This is a genomic window from Microbulbifer marinus, from assembly GCF_900107725.1.
GTDB lineage: Bacteria > Pseudomonadota > Gammaproteobacteria > Pseudomonadales > Cellvibrionaceae > Microbulbifer > Microbulbifer marinus.
Map to the genome: position 1 here is coordinate 495,004 of NZ_FNQO01000001.1, position 20,978 is coordinate 515,981.

The 20,978-nt window shown below is 57.6% G+C and carries 14 protein-coding genes; 9 read left to right on the forward strand and 5 right to left on the reverse strand.

Annotation, left to right across the window (positions count from 1 at the left end; all coding sequences use genetic code 11):
• Positions 1 to 25 precede the first annotated feature (25 nt).
• Both BLW36_RS02245 and BLW36_RS02250 read right to left on the reverse strand, forming a co-directional pair.
• Positions 26 to 1,534 (reverse strand): aldehyde dehydrogenase family protein, encoded by a 1,509-nt coding sequence (locus BLW36_RS02245; protein ID WP_091384707.1) that lies wholly within the window; start codon positions 1,532 to 1,534, stop codon positions 26 to 28.
• 253 nt (positions 1,535 to 1,787) lie between these two features.
• Positions 1,788 to 2,573 (reverse strand): IclR family transcriptional regulator, encoded by a 786-nt coding sequence (locus BLW36_RS02250; protein ID WP_091384710.1) that lies wholly within the window; start codon positions 2,571 to 2,573, stop codon positions 1,788 to 1,790.
• 151 nt (positions 2,574 to 2,724) lie between these two features.
• Here BLW36_RS02250 and BLW36_RS02255 point away from each other — a divergent pair, with 151 nt between their 5' ends.
• From BLW36_RS02255 to BLW36_RS02290, 8 genes are all read left to right on the forward strand, one after another.
• Positions 2,725 to 3,702 (forward strand): arginase family protein, encoded by a 978-nt coding sequence (locus tag BLW36_RS02255; protein WP_091386871.1) that lies wholly within the window; start codon positions 2,725 to 2,727, stop codon positions 3,700 to 3,702.
• Between the two features lie 64 nt (positions 3,703 to 3,766).
• Positions 3,767 to 4,555, forward strand: coding sequence for an SDR family NAD(P)-dependent oxidoreductase (locus BLW36_RS02260; protein ID WP_091384711.1), 789 nt, complete (start codon positions 3,767 to 3,769; stop codon positions 4,553 to 4,555).
• Between the two features lie 114 nt (positions 4,556 to 4,669).
• Entirely contained in the window at positions 4,670 to 6,040 is a 1,371-nt protein-coding gene (locus tag BLW36_RS02265; RefSeq protein WP_091384713.1) for an aminotransferase family protein, read from the forward strand.
• Positions 6,041 to 6,712: 672 nt separating this feature from the next.
• The gene (locus tag BLW36_RS02270) at positions 6,713 to 8,080 is read left to right on the forward strand and encodes an MATE family efflux transporter (RefSeq protein ID WP_091384716.1); all 1,368 of its coding nucleotides are present in this window, start codon (positions 6,713 to 6,715) and stop codon (positions 8,078 to 8,080) included.
• A gap of 564 nt (positions 8,081 to 8,644) precedes the next feature.
• Positions 8,645 to 8,854, forward strand: a complete 210-nt coding sequence (locus BLW36_RS02275) for a hypothetical protein (protein WP_091384718.1) — start codon at positions 8,645 to 8,647, stop codon at positions 8,852 to 8,854.
• Between the two features lie 60 nt (positions 8,855 to 8,914).
• Positions 8,915 to 10,150, forward strand: a complete 1,236-nt coding sequence (locus tag BLW36_RS02280; protein ID WP_091384720.1) for a M20 family metallo-hydrolase — start codon at positions 8,915 to 8,917, stop codon at positions 10,148 to 10,150.
• Positions 10,150 to 11,607 (forward strand): NAD-dependent succinate-semialdehyde dehydrogenase, encoded by a 1,458-nt coding sequence (locus BLW36_RS02285; RefSeq protein ID WP_091384722.1) that lies wholly within the window; start codon positions 10,150 to 10,152, stop codon positions 11,605 to 11,607. The genes BLW36_RS02280 and BLW36_RS02285 overlap by 1 nt, the downstream gene beginning before the upstream one ends.
• Before the next feature lie 63 nt (positions 11,608 to 11,670).
• Complete coding sequence (locus BLW36_RS02290) at positions 11,671 to 13,053, forward strand: aminotransferase (protein WP_091384724.1); 1,383 nt, start codon at positions 11,671 to 11,673, stop codon at positions 13,051 to 13,053.
• 414 nt (positions 13,054 to 13,467) lie between these two features.
• On the opposite strand, the gene BLW36_RS02295 is transcribed toward BLW36_RS02290, so the two are convergent.
• Positions 13,468 to 14,889, reverse strand: a complete 1,422-nt coding sequence (locus tag BLW36_RS02295) for an APC family permease (protein ID WP_091384726.1) — start codon at positions 14,887 to 14,889, stop codon at positions 13,468 to 13,470.
• Between the two features lie 342 nt (positions 14,890 to 15,231).
• A complete protein-coding gene (locus BLW36_RS02300) occupies positions 15,232 to 17,607 on the reverse strand; it encodes an aminotransferase class III-fold pyridoxal phosphate-dependent enzyme (RefSeq protein WP_091384728.1) in 2,376 nt (791 codons plus the stop codon).
• Between the two features lie 341 nt (positions 17,608 to 17,948).
• Between BLW36_RS02300 and BLW36_RS02305 the strand changes: the two genes are divergently transcribed.
• On the forward strand, positions 17,949 to 20,006 hold the full coding sequence (locus BLW36_RS02305) for a TonB-dependent receptor (RefSeq protein ID WP_091384731.1): 2,058 nt from the start codon (positions 17,949 to 17,951) through the stop codon (positions 20,004 to 20,006).
• Between the two features lie 47 nt (positions 20,007 to 20,053).
• Here BLW36_RS02305 and ygiD read toward each other — a convergent pair whose 3' ends face one another.
• Positions 20,054 to 20,851: a 4,5-DOPA-extradiol-dioxygenase gene (gene ygiD / locus BLW36_RS02310; RefSeq protein ID WP_091384735.1), complete on the reverse strand. Its 798-nt coding sequence runs from the start codon at positions 20,849 to 20,851 to the stop codon at positions 20,054 to 20,056.
• Positions 20,852 to 20,978: the final 127 nt, after the last annotated feature.

Consider the following 20,978-nt stretch of genomic DNA (forward strand, 5'->3'; position numbering starts at 1 on the left):
CGGCACTGTCCGGATCGCTGCGGGTTTAGAGTTGCATAATCACCGATTTGGTTTCGAGGAAGTGTTCCAGCTGCTCCTTGCCCATATCCTTGCCGACACCCGACTGTTTGTAGCCGCCGAAGGGCAGGGCCACATCGATGGCGTCGTGGGTGTTGACGGATATTGACCCGCTTTCCAGCGCCCTGACCACTCGCATGGCGCGGCTCAGATCCTGGGTGAATACCGAGCCTGCCAGGCCATAGATGTTGTCGTTGGCCAGGCGAATCGCTTCCTCTTCGGTCTCGAACGGTATCACCACCAGCACCGGACCGAAGATTTCTTCCTGTACGATACGCATGGTGTTGGTGCAGTCGGCAAACAGCGTCGGCTGCACGAAGTAGCCTTCGCGATCCACCGGCTTGCCGCCGTAAACCAGGCGGGCGCCTTCGTCCTGACCTATCTGGATGTAATTCAGAACGGAATCCAGCTGGCCTTTGGAAATCTGTGGCCCCTGGGTGGTGGCCGGATCCAGCGGGTCGCCGATTACCGTTTGTTGCAGGGCCGCCGTCAGGGCGTTCAGGGTGTCCTCGTAAATATCCTTATGGACATAGAGACGGGAACCAGCCGAGCATACCTGGCCGGAATTGAAGAATACCGATTGCTGGGTGCCGGCGACGATGTCGTCAATATTGGCATCTTCAAATGCCACCATCGGTGATTTGCCGCCCAGCTCCAGGGTCAGGTGCGTCATGTTTTCCAGTGCGGCCTTGCCGACGAGCTTGCCCACCGGTGTAGAACCGGTGAAGCTGATTTTGTTGATACCGGGGTGGCCCGCCAGATGATTGCCGATGACGGAACCCTTGCCGGTGACGATATTCACCACACCGTCCGGCAGCCCCGCCTCCTTCCAGATCTTCATCAGGTAGAGCATGCTCATCGGTGTGATTTCGGCCGGCTTCAGCACCACGGTACAGCCGACGGTCAATGGTGCGGCAAGCTTCCACATGGACATATTTAGCGGCCAGTTCCAAGGCACAATAGCGCCGACAACGCCGACGGGCTCTTTCAGCGTAAAGCCGAAGCTGTCCCCGGGCCAGGAGATGTCGCGGGTATTGCCTTCAATCTTGGTCGCCCAACCAGCCATATAGCGCAGGAAATCGATGGATCCCTGAATATCCACGGGCATACAGCCGCTGATGGCTTTGCCGGCATCGATAGATTCCAGTTCGGCCAGTGTCTGGGCGTGTTCTTCCATGGCGTCAGCCAGCTTCATCAGCAGGTGCTGGCGCTCAATGGGTTTCATCTCTGCCCAGGGGCCGCCGCGGAAAGCAAGCTTGGCCGCGTCCACGGCGCGGTCAACATCAGCGGTTGTCGCCGAAGGGACGGTAATTACCGGCGCGCCGGTGGAGGGATCCTCAACCGTTGAAACAGCGCCGTCCTCTGCATCTATAAACTCGCCGTTTACAAACATCTTCTGGTGGCCGGTCTCAATAAATTCCCGGGTCTTTTGAGTGACCTGATACCTGTCCAGCGTTGCTTGCAATATTTCGTTCATCGATTTTATCCTCCCGGGAATTTATAGCTTTTGATTTCGCCTGCTTTCGCAACGATATCGTGGTTGTTTCGTGACTAAATCCCACAGGTTCTATCTGAGGGGTTCGTCAAGTCGGTTAGTTTTTTTGCTATTAACATTTAGAAAAACTAACTGATGAATTTTCCTGTCGCATTTTAACCGGTGCTTTCCCTCGGTTAACCGGTTATGCGTCAACCAGTCCGTTGTGTCCGCTGCGAGAATATAGCGCAGAAACTCATTCGAAACGATAACTCAACGGATTGCTCGTCAGTGTCTGACTGATTTCATTGGCACCCTGGCGCAACAGGCGCGCGACCTCCGGGATTTTCATGCGGGATAGCAAACGCTCTTTAACGCATACCACGGCAAGGCTGTAGATGACGCCGGCGTTGTCGGAGTGAATCGGTACGCTCATGGCGAACACATTCTCATCGAGTTCATCGTCGATCAGCGCGTAGCCCTGTTTTTTAACCTTGTCGAATTCTTCCTCTAGCGCCTTTCTGTCGGTAATAGTATTGGGACGAAATTGCTCCAGCTCATTGGAACCGAGCATTTCCTTTTGTACGGCTGGTTCCTGGTAGGCGCAAAGAACTTTGCCCGACGCAGAGGCGTGCACCGGGAAAAAATCGCCGGGCATGATAACGGTGCGCGCCTTTTCCGAGTGGGGAAACTCGGCGCAGACGGGACGGATCGTCAAACCCGTCAGCGAGTTGAAATAGACCACTTCATCAAACTGATCACACAGGTGGCGCAGCGTGGGCCTGACCAGTTCGACCAGATTCCTGGTGGCAACTGAGCTGTGGTACTGGCGCAGGAAGCGGCGCCCCAAACGATAGCGCCCGTGGCGACCGCCGCCCTGCAGGTATTCCTCATCCACCAGATTTTTTACGAGTCTGTATATCGAAGAGATGGGGATATCCAGCTGTTCCACCATTTCCGCCATGGTGGCGCCGGACGGGTGGGCGGAAACCACATCCATAATCCGCAGCATGCGGCTGAAGGGCTTGTCACTATTGGTCATTCCATACTCTCAATAAATGGAAGTTGTGTCCGCAGAAAGAGGGATAAGGATTGTCTGCAATAGCTAAATCTATATCTTTACTGGCCATATCTGCAGTCTATTGCACGTTTATAGCATTATCAATATTCAAGAATTAGTTGAGGATGAGCTGATGTCAGAGTTTAACCAGCCCATCGATTCGTCGCGTTTTAGCCGCGAATCGCAAGTGGCCACCATGATGCGCAACGTACTGGCCGGCCCGGAGCAGTACGATGAGCTGGAAATCGGCTTGTGGGGCTGCCCGTTTGATCTGGGTCTGGGTGCCCGTAACGGTGTCCGCATGGGGCCGGCCGCCATTCGCGAGGCATCCCGCTACATCCGCAAGGTAAACCCGACCACCGCGATCAATCCGTACAAGCTGGCCAACATCGCCGACATCGGCGATCCGGAAATGAATATGATGATCCAGTCTCAGGCGCTGGAGGATATCGAGAAGTTCGTCGCCGAGTTTACCGGCAAGGACATTGCGCCCATCTGTGCCGGCGGCGACCACACCATACCCCTGCCGATCCTGCGTGGCATGAAAAAGGGTGGCTACATCGACGGCGGCATTTCCGTGCTGCACATCGACGCCCACGCGGACACCCTGGACACGCTCGGTGATGAAAAAATCTGTAACGCCACGCCTTTCCGCCGCGCCGTAGAGGAAGGACTGATCGACCCGAGCAAGAGTATCCAGGTCGGCCTTCGCGGCACTCGCTTTGCTGAGGACGATATTCAGGGCTCATACGACCTCGGCTACAACGTCATCACCATGGACGAGTATGAAGAGATGGGGCGCGCCGCGGTGATCGATCGGATCAAGCAGGCGATCGGCAACAATCCCTGCTACATCACCATTGACGTGGACGGCCTGGATCCAATCTGCTGCCCTGGCACCGGCGCACCAGAGCCCGGCGGCATCATGATGCGCGATATGCAGATGATCCTTCGCAATATCCGCCAGCTGGATGTCATCGGTGGCGATGTATGTGAAGTGATGCCGCACCGCGACCCAACCGGGATGACCCAATTGAACGCAGCCAATCTGATTTTTGAAATCACCTGTCTGGCCGCAGAAAACATCGCGCGCAAGAAGGGGCGCATTTAACGCTCGTCTGGCTAGGGGCGGGATTTCCGGCTCCTTTTTGAAATGTATTGGAAGGGGAGGCGGCATGAATCATCTTCGCCCCGTTGCTATCGTGACTGGGTCAGGCACCGGAGTCGGTTGCGCCATTGCGCACAAGCTGGCCGAGAGCGGCTGGAACCTGGTCGTCAACTACACACGCTCTAGCGAAGCGGCTCGGCATACCGCCGAAGAGTTGCAGGGCAAGGGCGCCGAGGTGCTGCTGGTACAGGCGGATATTGCCGTGGATGCCGACTGTCGCAAGTTGGCGACAGAGGCCGAGGCCAAATGGGGTCGTATCGATGGGTTGGTCAACAATGCCGGTGTTACCAGGTTCTGCCCCGCTGCTGAATTGGACGGCCTCGAGGCGGACGACTTCCAGCGAGTCATGGGCGTCAATGTCGTCGGCACCTATCAGATGACCCGCGCCTGTGTGCCGGCTCTGAAAAAATCCGATTGTGGTTCGGTGCTGAATATTTCCTCTCAGGCGGGCTTCAGTGGGCTTGGCAGCTCGATCGCCTACGCCGCGTCCAAGGCCGCGATAAACAATATGACACTGGCCCTGGCGCGCGCGCTGGCACCGGAGATTCGCGTCAATGCGCTGTGCCCGGGTTTTGTGAATACACGCTGGGTCAAAGGCAGCATGGATGATGCGACCTACAAGCGTTTCCAGAAGCACATCAACGAAATGACGCCGTTGGGGCGCATGACCGAAGCGGAAGAGGTGGCTGAGACCGCGCACTTCCTGCTGACCACTCGTGCACCGATTACCGGTGAGTTATTGGGTATCGATGGCGGCAACCACCTGACGGTCAACGCGCCGAACTTTACGCCCTGACTTTCATTTTTGCGCTCAGGTCCGGGTCTGGGCGAGCGTTGGTAATTTTGTAAATACGTCGGCACCGGCCAGGCTGACGGCTCTGGTTGTTGAATTTTTGTGAGGTAAGCCAGCATGAGCGAAATTAACTTGGGTGGTCCGCAGGATCTCTTTTACTCAAAGAGCAACATCGTACCCCTGCCTTTGATCGTCAAGACCGAAGGTATCTGGATGGTAGACGATCAGGGTAATCGTTATATCGACGTGTCCTCCGGTCCGGTGGTGAGCAATATCGGCCACGGCAACGAGAAAGTGGCCAGGGCCATGTACGATCAGGCAGTGACGATGGATTTCGCCTATTCAAGGGTTTCCCGCCACCAGCCAAATATCGATGTGACCAGAAAAATCGCTGAGCTAGCCGGTGGCGGCTACCAGCGTGTTGCATTGGCCTCCGGCGGTTCCGAGGCAATGGAAATCGCGCTGAAGTTCCTGCGTCAATATGTGGTAGCCAGAGGGCAATTGCAGAAGCGCAAGATTATTACGCTGTCGCCGTCCTATCATGGCGGGACCATCGCCACCCTGGCCATCACCGGGGACGAGGCTCTGGACCCGTTTATCGAAGGCTTCGCCATGAAGTCCGAGCGCATCCCGGCGCCTTTCCAGTACCGTGTGCCCGAAGGCCACAGCCGCGAAAGCTACCGCATGGAATGCGCCGATGCGTTGGAGGCAAAAATTCAGCAGCTGGGTGCCGACAACGTGCTCGCCTTTGTCGTTGAGCCCATCGGCGGGCTGGCCACCGGTGCGCAAATGTTGCGTGAGGACTACGCCAACCGTGTGCGCGAAATCTGCGACAGGCACGGCATCTATCTGATTTACGATGAGATCCTGTGCGGTGCCGGCCGTTCCGGCAAGTTCCTGGCTTCCAGTCACTGGCCGAAGGCCAAGGGCGATTTGGTGGTCCTGGCCAAAGGTCTGGCCGCCGGTTATGCGCCGCTGGGTGCGGTACTGATGCCCGGTAGCATGGTCGATGAGCTGGCGAGTCTGACAGGGTTCAACTTTTCCCACACCTACAACGCGAATCCGATAACCTGCGCGACCGGTGTCGCAGTGCTGGAGGTGCTGGAGGAGCAGCAATTGGTCGCCAAAGCCGCACTCCGCGGTGACTATCTGCGCGGCAAGCTGGAACTGCTGGCCGAGAAATACGCCTGCATCGGCGATATTCGCGGCAAGGGGCTGCTGATGGCGGTCGAGCTGGTCGCCGATCGCAAAACCAAGCAAAGCTACCCGGCCAGCTTTCCACCCACCGAGCACATCCGCATCATCGGTCTGCAGCACGGCCTGATTATCTACTCGCGTCGCACCGCCAACGGCAAGTACGGCGACTGGTTTATGGTCGCACCTCCGCTGACCATCACCGAAGCCGAGTGCGACGACCTTATCGACAGACTGGATGCTGTGCTCGGCGATTTCGAAGCTGCGGCCGCGGCGCATTTGGGCGGTCAGTGACCGGCGGAATGTCCCCGCTCTTGATCGTGGCCGAGCGTAAACGGCGGCCCTGTTCAGGCGTTGATTTGCGCTTGGACTACATGCGCTGCGGTTTGCTGGAAGCCGTAGAAGAGCAGGGGGCAGGGCCCTCTGTTAGTCATCGGGCGCCCGCCGCGCAGGTTTTAGCGGCTGGCCGCCGCGGTCTGGTCCGTCGCTGGCACTCCCTCGCTTTCCTTCCGGGCGCCGATCGCGGCTCATGGCCGCAATCCGGCTCCGAGTGCCGACTTTTCGATGCAGCCTTCGCCGGCTTGCAGTCATGACTCCTGGCGCCCTTGTCCCAAATTGTGGCCGGTGATCATCAAGTGCATTTGACCTAAAGATATGGTAGCTGTAATTGTGTGCGCTGACGGATTGATAACAGGCGGCAGCTGGAGCCGCTGCAAGCGAATCGAGCCGTTCGAAACACCAACGGGTGCTGAATAAATGTGACCTTGGCAGTCCAACCAGTCGATATGCGGCAGGTGCAGATTTAGGCATTTTATTGGATGGGGCGGTTGCCGGGCAGGATCTCACGCTATTGCAACAGCTGGCGGGGAGCGACTGGATTCTTCTGCGATAACCAGCGAGCGCATGACCCGGATAACGAAGAAACAGAGGTGCTGATAGCCCGTCGCTCAGCAAGAGAATAACCCAATGGTTACGGAAAAAAACCGGGATCCCATTACAGGTCCCGTCAATAAGGTGTTTTTTCACTACAGCATCCCGGTCACCATGGGGATGTTGTGCACCACTTCCGCGACGCTTATCGACGGTTTGTTCGTTGGCAACTATGTGGGTGCCGAAGCGCTGGCGGCAATCAACTTTGTCAGTCCCATCATGTTGCTGGTCTATGGCCTGATTTTCATGTTGGACACCGGGGCTTCGGTGATTGCAGGGAAGTATATCGGCGAGGGTAAGCTGCAGCTCGCCAGTGAATCTTACGCGGCGGCGTTGGTAGGCATTGTGCTGCTGACCCTGCTTGTCGTGGTGCCGTCACTGGTGTTCATGCCCGAGTTGCTTTTTGTCCTCGGTATCCAGGGGCACCCACTCATCACCGCTCTGGCGAGTGAGTATCTCAGTACATTCCTGTTGTTTGTACCGCTCATCTGCATGGGCCCCGCCTTCATGATGCTGTTGCAGACGGATAATCACCCCCGCTTGGCAGCCGCAGCCATGGTTTTGACGGCTGCGAGCAACGTGGCCCTGAACTGGCTGCTGGTGGACAGACTCGATATGGGAATGACCGGCGCGGCAATGGCAACCGGGCTCGCCGCGCTGCCTATGTGGCTGGCGCTGCTGGTGTATGTATACTCGCCCGGTCGCAGTTTGACCTTCAGGTGGCCCCGGCAGATCTGGCCGCACTGCAAGAAGGCGAGTATCAACGGTGTTTCCGAGCTGGGCAGCGAAGCGTCCTATTCGGTGACCACGGTGATATTTAACTGGGCGATCATGTCGGTCATCGGCGCTCAGGGGGTCACGGCTTTTACCATCATCAATTACGTATTGCTGCTGGGGCTGATGGCGGCCTTTGGCATCAGCGATTCCATCCGGCCGGTCTTGAGCAAAAACCTGGGGGCGCGGCAGCCCGAGCGTATCTACCAGTTCGCCAAGCTGAGTGTTGCTTCGGCCTTGGCAATTGGTTTGCTGATTATTCTGAGTCTGTTCCTGTTTCCGCGCGCCATCATCACGCTGTTCGTGGCCGCCGATGAGCACACGCTGGTGCAATTGACACAGGAGTTCATCGGTTTTCTTTGGCCGGCCTTTCTGTTTCTGGGCATTAATGTGGTTGCTACTGCCTATCAAACGGCGATGCATCGACCGCTGGAGTCGTTCGTCATTTCCTTTGTCAGAACCTTGCTGTTCCCGGTGGTTTTGGTGCTATCGCTGCCGTTGTGGCTCGGTGACAAGGGGATATTCCTGGCGCTGCCGATTACAGAAGTGTTGTGTTTTATGATCGCCGTCTACTATTTCCGCGTTAATCGCCCGACAAAAATCGTGCAGGCAATCAATTTGTCGGCATAAATGTTGTCGGTTTCTTCGACCTGGCCGGAATTCCTGCCCACATGCCGATACCGGTATGGGCCTTCCGCGACCACCGTACATCGTTCTCATAACAGGGCAGGTTATCTCGTATCTGCGAACGGCCGCTATTGATGGCGCGCGACCGTGAATGTCTTTGATGTCCTGGTCGAGCTGGCAAATAGTTAAAAAACAGACTGACACGACGGTTTTCGCCCTCGTCTCGTTACTTCTCATTTCCTTCCGCTGCTTTTTCCGACGGCTACGCAGGCCTTTTTCTGCGGCCTTGAAATGGGTTGCGGCATATTTCAGTTCGCGGGTGCTTGCCGGGCCCACAATGGTTCACGGCCGGGTAGGGTGCCACCGCTTACTGGTGATGCCATTCTCGAATATCGGAAGTCGTGGCCGGATAGAAAGGTGTTTCCCGGAGTTAATATTGCACTGAAACTACTGTGTATTTAGATTGCGGTCAGGTAGAGAACTGGATAACAGAAATCGCCAATTTGTGAAAATTGAGATTAGGTCCGCGTGTGGCGAAAAGCCGCTGCTTTTGAATGAGGTTGAGTCGTGGCTAAAAATCCCAAGTACGATCCTACAGATCCCGCAATCGTTCCCCGCTTTTCCGACATCGCTACCCTGTTGCGCACCAAGCGGCTGGAAGCGACCGAGGAAGTCGATATCGGCCTATGTGGTGTGCCGTTTGATCTGGCGGTGAATTATCGCGCTGGTCAGCGTTCCGGCCCGGCTGCGGAAGCACAGCAGGCTGTAATTCATTGAACCGACGGTCGGGTCACCGTGGTGAGCCGGCGGGCCACAATGTCATATCGGAAAAAGAAAATGCTGTTACAAGTCAATCAAGAACGCCTTTGGCAAAGTATCGAAGACATCAATCAGTTCGGCGCGACCGCGGAAGGTGGTGTCTGTCGCCTGGAGTTTTCGCCGGAAAACAAGCAGGCCCGCGATCTGTTCGTGCGCTGGTGTGAGGAAGCCGGCTGTACCGTGCGCGTGGACAAGTTCGGCAATATCTTTGCCCGCCGTCCCGGCAAGAATCCGGACGGTGCTGCCGTGATTACCGGCTCGCACTTGGACACACAGACCTCTGGCGGCCGCTTTGACGGCATCTACGGCGTACTGGCCGGCCTGGAAGTGGTGCGCACGCTGAACGACAACAACATCGAGACGGAAAACCCTATCGAAATTGCCGTGTGGACCAACGAAGAGGGCGAGCTATTCCTGCCGATGATCGGCTCGGCGGTCTGGCTGGGTATGAACGATCTGGAAGAAACCCTGGAGCTGCAGGAGTCCGATGGCCTTACCATTCGCCAGGGGCTGCAAAACATGGGCTACCTGGGCGACATGGAAGTGAACTCCTACCCGGTGAAATGCTACTTCGAAGCCCATATCGAGCAGGGGCCGGTATTGGAAGAAAATGGTGAAGTTCTGGGTGTAGTGAACTGCGCCCAGAAACAGTACTGGTACAACCTGAAAGTCGTCGGCCAGGAAGCCCACGCCGGCCCGACGCCGATGGCGAGCCGCAAAGACGCCATGGTGGCCGTCAGCCGTATGGTACTGGAATTCGATCGTATCGGTCGCGCCTATGACAACGCCCGCTCCACCTGCGGCCACTTCGAGGTGTATCCCAACTCGCGCAACACGGTGCCCGGAGAAGTCTGTTTCACCGGTGATCTGCGCAATCCCGATCCCGCCGTACTGGAAAAAATGGATATCGAAATGCGCGATTCGCTGGCGAAGATCGCCGATGAAATGCGCGTTGAACTGGATATTGAGCTGCACACGACTATCGACTATGTGCCTTTCAATGAAACCCTGGTGAACTGGGTGCGCGAAGCGACCATCGACACCGGTTTGCCCTGGCGGGAGATGTACACCGGTGCCGGTCACGACTGTGTCAACATCGCCCAGCGCTATCCGGCGACGATGATCTTTGTGCCCTGCAAAGACGGCATCAGTCACAACCCGGCCGAAGATGCGAAAGCTGAAGACCTGGCTGCCGGTGCGACGGTACTTGCGAATGCCATGCTGAAAGCGGCCAATTATGGAGGTGAACTCTAATGACGTTGAATTTGAAAGATCCCACGCTGCTGAAAACCCAGTGCTTTGTCGGCGGCGAATGGGTTAGCGGCAGTGGTAAGCTGGAGGTATTCAATCCCGCCACCGGCAAACTGCTGGCCACCGTTGAAACTGTTGGTTCGTCAGAAACTGAGCAGGCGATTGAGGCGGCCGACAAAGCCATGAAGGCGTGGCAGAAAACTTCGGCCAAAGAGCGTGCTGTACTGCTGCGCAACTGGTACGACCTTATTATGGAGAACCAGGAAGACCTGGCTACCATACTGACTGCGGAGCAAGGCAAGTCCCTGGCCGAGTCCCGCGGCGAAATCGCTTACTCCGCCTCCTATGCCGAGTGGTTCTCGGAAGAGGCTCGTCGCAATTACGGCGATACCATCGCCATGCCGCAGACTGACCGGCGCGGCCTGGTCGTGCGCCAGCCCGTGGGCGTTGTGGCGGCCATGATCCCGTGGAACTTCCCCAGCCTGATTACCCGCAAGATCTGCCCGGCCCTGGCCGCTGGCTGTGGTGTGGTGCTGAAACCGTCGGAGGAAACGCCGCTGTCTGCTTTGGCCATGATTGAGCTGGGCCGCCGCGCGGGTATTCCGGCCGGTCTGGTAAGCGTGGTGGTCGCCGACAACCCCGCCGACATCGGCGATGTGCTGACGGCCAGCGAAACCGTGAAGAAACTGACCTTCACCGGCTCCACCGCTGTAGGCAAAATGCTGGCCGCCCAGTGTGCCGGCACCGTCAAGAAGCTGACCCTGGAATTGGGTGGCAATGCACCCTTTATCGTATTTGACGACGCCGACCTGGAAGCCGCGGCGCAAAACGCGGCGCTGTCCAAATTCCGCAACGCCGGCCAGGTTTGTGTCTGTGCCCAGCGCATCTTCGTGCAGGAAGGAATCTACGATCGGTTCGTTGCCCGCCTGAAGGAAATCGTGCAGGACTACAGGGTGGGTGACTGTATGGATGAATCCAATACCCACGGCCCGCAAATTCACGAGCGCTCTGTGCTGAGCATCGAAGAGAAAGTCCAGGACGCGATTGCCAAGGGGGGCCAGGTGGTGCTCGGCGGCAAGCGCGGCGAGCAGGGCCCCAACTTCTACGAACCGACGATCCTGACCAATGTGGACGACTCCATGCGCGTGTTCAAAGAGGAAATCTTTGGCCCGGTGGCTGCCATCTATAAGTTCAAGACCGAAGAGGAAGCGATCCAGCGCGGTAACGACACCGAATACGGTCTGGCTGCTTACTTCTACACCCGTGACCTGGGGCGCGCCTGGCGCGTATCCGAGGCGCTCGATTTCGGCATGGTGGGCGTCAACGAAACCGTGATCACCGCAGATATCATTCCCTTCGGCGGCATGAAGCAGAGCGGGATAGGGCGGGAAGGTTCCAGGTACGGCCTGGAAGAATTCACCGAAATGAAATTCATCTGTATGGGCGGCTTGGATCAGTAATCCTGCCTGGCTTGAAGTCCGCCTGCGATCCGCGGATGGCAGGCAAATTCTGAGATTTTGATTATGACCTCACATCTGATTTATCCCTCCACCAACCTCAACGCCATTGAGCAGTTGGAAATCGTTGGTGGTGAAGGTATCTACGTAGTTGACAGCAATGGCAAGCAGTACATCGAGGGCCTGTCCGGCCTGTGGTGTACCGGGCTCGGTTACGGCAATGAGGAGCTGGTGGAAACCGCGGCGCGCGCGATGAAGCAGGCCTCCTTCAGCCACCTGTTCGCCGGTAAGTTCCACCGCCCGGCGGTCGAGCTGGCAGAAAAACTGCACGAACTGATGCCGGTGAACAATGCCAGTGTCTTCTTCGGCAACTCCGGCTCCGATGGTAACGACACGCTGGTCAAGCTGATCAACTACTATGCTGATGCCACCGGTCAGCCTCAGCGTCGCAAGATCATCGCCCGCGAGCGCTCCTACCACGGAATCACCGTCGCCGCAGCCTCGCTGACCGGCTTGCCCGCCAACCAGAAACATTTCGGTTTGCCCGTTGATGCACTGGGAATCCTGCGCACCCATGCGCCTCACTACTACCGTGGGCAGCAGGGTAGTGAAAGCGAAGACCAGTTTGTCGATCGTATTCTGGCCGACCTGGAAGCACAGATCCTGTCGGAGGGACCGGAAACGATTGCGGCCTTTATCGCCGAACCCATCACCGGCGCTTCCGGCGTGATCGTAGCCCCGGAAAGCTACTACCCAAAACTGACTGCGCTACTGAAGAAATACGGTATCTGGTTCTGGTCTGACGAAGTGATCACCGGGTTTGGTCGCACCGGTAACGTGTTCGGCTGTACCACCATGGGCGCCCCGGAGCCCGACCTGATGACCACTGCCAAGCAGCTCACTTCCGCCTACTTCCCGCTGTCGGCCGTTGCGGTACGTGGTGATATCCACGCAGCGATGCTGGAGCAGTGTGGTCAGGTCGGTATCTTCGGCCATGGTTACACCTACTCCGGTCACTCCACCGCCTGTGCCGTTGGCCTGAAAACGCTGGAAATTTACCAGCGCGACGGAATCTATCAAAACGCTGCCGAGCGCGGTGTGAAGTTGCAGGCGGAACTGGCCAAGTTTGCCGATCACCCCATGGTGGGTGAAGTGCGCGGCAAGGGCCTGATCGCTGCCGTCGAGGTGGTGGCGAACAAGGAGACCCGCGCAGAGTTCGCAGGCGGCGACGGTGCCAACAGGGTACTGAAGCATGCGCAGGATAACGGTCTGTTGCTGCGCAACACCGGTGGCTCTGCACTGGCCTTCTGTCCGCCGATGATCATTACCGATGAACAGATCGATGACATCATCGATAAATTCGGCGATGCCTTGGATAAGTCTTTCGCTGAACTGACGGCCGAAGGCCTGATTGACAGGGACCATGCACAGGAAGCATTACCCGCATAAGCTTAAAGATGCCGTTCGGCCGCTTTTGTGTGAGCCGAGGAGGCCGACAATCACGCCCTGATCATGGGGCGTGACTGTCATTCGCCGACTAGATTCTTCCACTCTTTTTTCCAACTATGTTGCAAAACCTTTCTGAGGCCGTAAGGCGATCAAGGGACTAGCCGCAGTGCGAGCCAATTCTCAGCCTGTCGTCGATGTGGTGGTGCGATGGCAATCGTTTCGGTTGCAGTTAAAAAATAGCGAGTAAAAAACTCGTACAGTGAGGAGTGGCCATGTCTTGCACTTTAGAAGCCTCGAACAGTACCTCGGTACTGCCGACGCTTCATTTTCAGTCTGGCGGATGCGTCATAGGGCATCGCGGAAATGGTCCCGGTTGGCCTGTCCCTGGCGCACCTGTTGATTGAAAAGACGGTTCTATTTTTCTGCCACTACATCGAGATTCTGCTGCAAACGCGCGCGTTTTATGCGTTTCTCGGCCTCGCTGATCAGAATAACCACCTCTCCAATGGCGAGAGCGACTACCACGCCGATGATGACCGACCACTGTGGCCCCTCACCGGGAACGTAGGAAAACAGGAATGCGGTCAAGGTTAAGATGGTAATGGTGATAAAGGTCAGCAGATAGGCCACAGGCTGGCCACCGGGGATCTTGAAGGGACGCTTCAGGTGTGTTTCAACGCGACGCATTTTCAAAAATGCAAGGGCCAGACCAATATAGGGCAGCATAAAGATTACCGCGCTGAATGACATCAGCGACCAGAACAGATCCGCGCTGCTTTCAGCCACTTGACCGTAGAGCAAGAGAGCCGTGGAACACACTATTCCCATCGCCACGGCGGCGCCTACCGGGCCGCCATGCTTGGGGTGGGTCCAGCCAAACAGACTGGGTAGCTCGCCCTCTTTGCCAGCCTGGCCCGCAGTGCGGTTGCAGCCCATTGTCCAGGTGGCGCCATTGGAGAAAAAGGTGAAGATCGCTGCGAGGCCCAGGGCCATAACAATCGTTTCGCCACCGGGAATATCGGCCAGGAACAGCGTGAGGGTATCGATCAGGCCCTCAACGATATCCACCTCGCCGGCCGGAATGACAACCAGGATGCCGGCGGTGGCAAGAATATACATAAACAATACGCAGAAGGCGGACAGGAACACCGCGCGGGGTATATTGCGCTGGGGATTACGAATTTCGCCACCGGCGCCGGATACCAATTCGAAACCGAGCATGCCGTACATCACTACCGGCAGATATTTGAGCCCCTCGTCCCAGGAAGGCTTCATCTGTTCCAGCGTGAACTCGTTGGCGAGCTCGTGATTCATCCCATATTGCAGACCGCCAAAAATCAATATGGTGAACAACACCATCTTAAGGATGGCCCCGACATTCGGTACCCACTTGCCGATTTTAAGGCCAATGACATCCAGTAAAACCGTCAGCCAGCAAAGCGTGAGGCCGATCGTTATCTGTTGGCCGATACTCAGTTCGATATTAAACAGGCGCGCGACAAAGGCGTTGAGCATGACATAAAGGGACGGCAGCCAGATGGCAGTATTCACCCAGTAAGCCCAGACAGCTCTCGCTGCCCAGCGGTTGCCAAACACTCGACGTATCCATACATAGATCCCCCCTTCTTCCGGCAGGGCGGTGCCCACCTCGGCGGTGATCAGGGCGATAGGGACCAGGAAGGTAATTCCGAAAAACACCCAGAAGAAAATGGCGGATGGCCCCATGGAGGCTGCCGAACCAAGTGTCTCCAGTAACACGATGGCCGATACGGTGAACAGTACAAGATCCCGCATGCCGAGTGTCTTAGGTAGACTGTCTTTTTTATTGTTTGTCATTTTTTTATATCCCCCGAAAAGGGCTTGTGTAAATTATGCTGGAAGTGGGCAAATACCGATGTTTTATCGGTGCTGGCAAACCAACAGCACAAGCGAACGGTGCAAAATTATTGTCTGTACTTTTAGATACTCTGTGGGGTTAAGTTAACCTCTCCCGGATTAGGTTGTGTCATTTCCGGTTGCACGGAAAATTCCTCCAGCCATGCCGCCAGTCTGGCGCCGCGGCCTGACAGCAACTACTGCCTTCGTATTTCGAAAGCCGGCGATAAACGACAGAATTGACGCAGAGTGCCGATTACATCCTCGCTATCGCCGGAAAAAAGCCGCGATTCGCCTGTCTTGTTACCGTATTGCCGTCAGACTCTCATCCAGTACACGGATGAAGAAGTCTACTTCCTCTTTATCCCAGGCCAACGACGGGCGCAGCTTGAGAATACCGGGCGCGCCTTTGCCGATCATTACTCTGCGATTCAGCATCTCGCGGATGACCTGTTCGGTTTCTTCTACCGCCGGCGTGCGCGCCCCGCGATCGGTGACAAACTCCAGACCAACGAGCATGCCGCGTCCGCGTACATCGCCGATCAGCGGGTGATGGCCGGCCAGGCGGCGCAGCTCGGCGCGGAAGTAGTCGCCGATTTCATTCGACTTCTGCAGCAGGTTTTCCCGCTCAATCACGTCGAGAACTGCCATACCGGCAGCACAGGCGACAGTGTTGCCGCCGAAAGTACTGAACAGTAACGGGTAGGTGCCGCCGAGGAAGTCTTTCATGATCTTGCTGGATAAAATGATCACCCCCAGCGGATGGCCATTCGCCACGGGTTTGCCCATGGTGATGAAGTCCACGTTCTCGGCTTTCATGCCTGTGGCCATAAAGCCCCAGAAGGTACCCATGCGGCCGAGCCCGGGTTGTACTTCGTCGGCGATCACGAATCCGCCGGCAGTGCGGGTCTTCTCTGCTACCAGGTTGAAATACTCACCGGGTGGAGTGATCAGCCCGTGTGCGCACATGGCGGTGTCGACCATAAAGCTGGCCGGCTTGTAGCCGCGCTCGGCCAGTGCGGCAATCGCGCGGTCGGCGTCGGCGGCGTACTTGGCGGCGGCTTCAGGATCGCCGGCATAAGGACCGTTGTAGGTGTCGGGCTCGATCAGGCGCTCGATCTGCTCCGGGTGCTGCTCCGCAGGCAGGTGCTGCCAGGATTCGGGTGAGTACCTGGTCGTGAGTTCGGTACAGCCGTGGTAGGCGTTTTCAATGACCAATCCACCCTGGTTGCCACTCAGCGACTGGGCGATCTGTACTGCCAGGTCATTGGCTTCGGAACCGGAATTCACGAAGATGCAGGTATCCAGGTGATCGGGCAGGTCTTTGGTCAGGCGTTCGGCGTAGTCCGCGACGATATCGCACATGTAGCGCGTGTTGGTGTTCAGCGCCTTGGCCTGGCGGGCAATGGCCTTAACGATGTGCGGATGGCTGTGGCCCATTTGCGGCACGTTGTTGTAGGCATCGAGGTAAGCGGTGCCGTCGGCGGTATACATCCAGCCGCCTTGCGCGCGGGTGATGTTCAGGGGGCGGTCGTAGAAGTGCCAGATCTTACCGAGATATTTTTCCCGACGTTCCTCCAGCTCATCCTGGTGGTCGGCAAACACAGGGCCATCGGTATCGATGGGGCTGTAGACCGGGAAGCGCAGAGCCTCGCGTAGTCGACGGGTGACGGTTTCGCGGCCCATCTCCACCAGTTTCAGCAGCATGCGCGAGTAGTTGCGGTCCGCCACGTGCATCTCGTCTTCCGCGTCGTGCAGGGCGCGGTAGTTGCAGATGATCGAGGCCACCGCCAGGCGCAGGCGCAGGGTGTCGAACAGCAGATCCACTTCCTGTTCGGTAAGGGGGTTGGTGGTGTCGTAACCCTGGGCCACTTTGATCAGCGGGCGGATCGGGTCTTGCTCATCGTCACCGTAGGCTTCGGCAGCAACGACAATTTCCGTGAGAATGCTGTTGTGGCCCATGTCGCCAAAGTCGAGCAGGGCCGCCACCCGGGTATGGTCGTCGTGGCGCACCATCACATTGCCGTCGTGGCCATCCTGATGCACGATCTGGCAGCGGGTTTTCTTCAGGCGGCCGAGCGTGCTTTGTTCGGCTTCATCGATGATGCTGGTCAGCAGATCGCGCAGCTCGCCGGCGGGCAGGTCGGGCAGCATGGCGCGCAACTGCAGGCAGCGACCGATATCCCACAGGTGTTCGTTGCTACCGGCATAGGGGTGGAAAAAACTTTGCAGCGCGTTGTCCACACGGCCCAGCATTGTCCCGACATTGAAATAATATTCGTCGCAGTAGGCCTCGGGGGTATCTTCAACGGTGCGGCCTTCCATGAAGCTGATCATGCGAATCATGTGACGAGCACCGCTGAAGTAGGAGGTTACCCACTCATAGGGTTTGCCGTTCTTGGTCGGGATAATCGGCGGGACCTTGAGTTCCGGGTCCTGCTCCAGGATGTGTTCCACCGCTTTGACCTGCAGGTCAACGACCCCTTCAGGTTCCAGGGCATTGGAGATCTTAACCACCCCCAGTGGGCCAGACTCATTGCTGATGAGCCACGTGAGGTCTCGTTCGCTATTGAGCGCCCGGTAATCGCCGTCCAGGCCATAGAGATCTTTTACTAAGTCCTTAACTTGATTGAGTTCAATTTTCGGCAGATTGCGATCGATGGGGGGATTTTTACTCATAGTCTGGCTTCAGTGTTACCAAGATTGCCGGGCCCAGCGGGCGAGCTGACTGGCCGCAGTCGGGCGGTAAGTTCCGCTGTTTTCAAAGTTCACATCAGCGTACGCCAAACTTACAGGAGCTGTAAAGTTCGGTTGATGCCCCGTTTGGGGTAATCGGTCACGGTGCTAGCGGAATTGTCGAGAGCCTGCGAATACAACCCGGCTGGGCCTTCTTGTCCCTTGCGGCACGTTAGAGCATCGCGTGCGGTATCAGATCACGTAGAGCGGGCCGCTCCTCCCGCTATTGGGCTCATATTCCCGTACAATGTGCGCTATCGAAGTTCAATAAAGAGGGCAAGGGAATGCGCTTCGCACTGATCCCACTGTTTGTAATTTGCGGCTCGGCCAGTGCCGAGCAGACGCGTCTCGAAACGCTGGTGGTTACCGCCAGCCGCTTGGAACAACCTCTCGCGGATCACGCCGGCAGTCTCTCCTCGCTCGACGGCGAGTCGCTGCAAATGGTCGGCCACAACCATATTCAGCAGAGCCTGGTGCGTATTCCCGGGGCGAATTTCGCTCGCGGAGAAGGGCAGGAATATTTGCCATCACTGCGCTCACCGGTGCTGACCGGGGCCGGGGCGTGCGGCAGTTTGCTGGTCATGGAAGACGGTATCCCGCTGCGGGCGGCGGGTTTCTGCAACGTCAATGAGCTTTTCGAGTCCCATTCCGAGCAGGCCCGGCGCATCGAGGTTGTGCGCGGGCCTGCGGGCAGCCTGTATGGTTCCAATGCGATGCACGGCGTGGTCAATATCATCGGTGCGAGCGTGGCCGAGGAGTCCGGTGGCTCTATCGGCGTGGAGGCCGGGCCGAACCAGTTTGTCCGCACGACAGTCTCCGTCGATTCCGGCAAGCGCGCCGACAGCGGCGTACGCGCTGATCTGTCCTTGAGTCACGACGGTGGCTACAGGGCTGATTCCGGCTATGCCCAGCAAAAGCTCAGTCTCGTGCACGAGGCTGCGGTCGGTGCTGTCGCAGTGCGCACCCGTCTGGCGGCAACCAACCTGAATCAGGAAACGGCGGGCTATATCGAAGGCGAGAGCGCCTACAAGGATCGGCAACTGAGCCGCAGCAACCCGAATCCCGAGGCCTTCCGCGACGCGCGCGCGTTGCGCTTGTCTTCCGAACTGGATTTCGGCGCTGTCGGCGGCGGGCAGCTGCGGGTTACACCGTACCTGCGCACAACCGACATGGTATTCCGGCAACACTACCTGCCGGGGCAGGCACTGGAGGAGAACGGCCAGCGGGGCGTTGGACTGCGCACCATCTACCATGCCGAACTGGCGCGGGCGGCGCGATTCAGTGCGGGTGTGGATGCGGAGTACAGCCGCGGCTATCTGCGTGAATTTCAGGACGCCGCCACGTCGGGCTCGGAGTTTCTTCGCGAAACCATTCCCGTTGGCAGCCACTACGATTATCGCGTGGATGCGACGATGCTGGCCCCCTTCGTTCACGCCAGCTGGCAGGCTGCAGACAGACTGACCCTGCAGGCCGGCCTGCGCTACGAATACATGGGCTATGACTATGACAACCAAATGCTCGCCGGCCGCACGAGAGCCGATGGCACTGCCTGCGGATTTGGCGGCTGCCGTTTTAATCGGCCGGCAGATCAGTCGGACGATTTTCGCAGTCTGTCACCGAGTTTCGGTGCGGTTTACCGGCTGAATCCCGGTTTACAGCTGTTTGCAAACCTGGCCCAGGGATTTCGCGTGCCCCAGGCAACGGAATTGTACCGCCTGCAGCGGGAGCAGACAGTGGCAGAGCTGGATGCGGAGGAGATCCGCAGCCTGGAGCTGGGAGTCAGAGGCGAGGAGGACCACATAAGCTATGAGCTGGTGGCCTACGCCATGGGCAAGGACAATGTAATTTTCCGCGATGCAGATTACTTCAACCAGTCGAACGGTGAGACGGCGCACAGCGGACTGGAACTCGAACTCGACTACACACTGGCCAGCGACTGGCGCGTGCAAATATCCGCGAGCTACGCCGAACACCGCTACCGCGATGAACGCCTGCTGGGCGGTGACTCAATACAGAACAATCTGGTCGACTCGGCGCCCCGGCATTTCGGCAGCAGCCGATTACTGTGGCAACCGGAAGCAGCGCTCAGCTGGGAGTTGGAATGGGTGCACCAGGGGCGCTATTACACCGATCCGGAAAATCGTCACAGTTATCCCGGTCACGAGCTGCTTAATCTGCGCGCACGCTGGGAATGGCAGGAGGGCTGGGAACTGGCCGTCAGGGCGTTAAATCTGACCGACGAAGCCTACGCGGAGCGCGCCGACTTCAGCAATTTTTCCGGCGACCGCTATTTTCCCGGTGGCCGGCGCTCGCTTTATCTCGCGGTTTCGACAGGCTGGTAATCAGTTCATAGAAATAACGCAAGCAGCGCATTGCCGCGCTCGGTGCATCATTGAGTCGCAGTCTGTCGAGCGAACATTACCGACAGCATGCTGATAGTCCCCAGCTCTATGCCATCGGTGGGAAAAGTCACGTTGTCTTTTTCACTGCTGGCGCCGGCGACGTATAGCAGCGGCAGAAAGTGCTCCGGCGTCGGTACCGCGAGCCGCGCGTCGTGGCCGGCGAGCTGGTAGTGGATCAGGCTCCGGTGGTCGCCACGCGCCAGTGCGTCCCGAATCAATGCGTTGAAATTCTCCGCCCACGCCGGTACTGCAACCCGCTCGCCCCACGTCACCTGCGCAAGGTTGTGTACCACATTGCCGCTGGCGAGGATCAGTACGCCGCGATCGCGCAACGGTCGCAACTGGCGTCCCAGCTCGTAGTGAAATTCCGCCGGCTTGGTCGCATCGATACTCAGTTGCAGTGTCGGGATCCCGGCCTGCGGGTACATATGCATCAATACCGACCAGATGCCGTGGTCGAGCCCCCAGTTATCGTCGAGTTCAACGTTTAAGGGCTGTAACAGCTCCTGGATTTCTCGGGCGAGGTCCGGTGCGCCGGGCGCGGGGTAATCGCATTCGTACAGCGCCGGCGGAAAGCCGTGAAAATCGTGCAGTGTGGCGGGTTTTTCGGCAGCTGCGATTTCGGTGCCGCGGGTATACCAGTGCGCGGAGATCGCGAGAATCGCACGGGGTTTCGGCAATTGCTCGCCCAAGCGGCACCAGGCGCGCGTGTGGGCGTTGTCTTCCAGTGCATTCATTGGACTGCCATGTCCGATAAACAGTGTGGGCATCGGTTGCTGACTCATTCGATCTTTCCCGTCGGTAAAAGCTGCGCTATTCACGCGTTGATCCATTCTGACTAGCTTACTAACTTTGCTGTGTAGCAAATAAAAAAGGCGGCGGAAAACCGCCGCCCAAAAGTAAGCGCGTCTA